Source organism: Streptomyces sp. SID13726, from assembly GCF_010548375.1.
Lineage (GTDB): Bacteria > Actinomycetota > Actinomycetes > Streptomycetales > Streptomycetaceae > Streptomyces.
In genome coordinates this window covers 1-419 of the sequence record NZ_JAAGLY010000572.1, presented here as the reverse complement: position 1 = coordinate 419, position 419 = coordinate 1, and the positions used below count along the sequence as shown (strand labels likewise).

At 71.8% G+C, this 419-nt stretch carries 1 pseudogene; it reads right to left on the bottom strand.

From position 1 onward, the window contains the following. A pseudogene (locus G3I78_RS49185) lies at nucleotides 1-419 on the bottom strand (MFS transporter); the annotation flags it as partial.

The window sequence follows — 419 nt, the reverse complement described above, 5'->3', positions numbered from 1 at the left end:
CACGATTGCGCTTCCCGACGCTTCAGGTAGACCGCCGTCACCGCGTAGAGGGCGGCCACGCTCACGATCAGCGTGACGGACCGCCCGTCCGGGGGGAGCATCAGGGCGGCCACGGCGGCCGCACCCACGAACGCGATGTTGAAGAGCACGTCGTAGACGGAGAACACCCGGCCGCGGAAGTCGTCGTCCACATGGGACTGGATGGCCGTGTCGGTGGAGATCTTCGCGCCCTGGGTGGCGAGGCCCAGCACGAAGGCCGCGACCAGCATCGGTCCGGGCGTGAAGAACAGGCCGAGCGGGGGCACCAGGACGGCTGCCCCGGCGGAGCAGGCCGTGATCCAGCCGCGGGTCCCCAGCCGGCCCACCATCCAGGGGGTGACGACGGCGGCCGCGAAGAACCCGGCCCCGGAGGCGCCAAC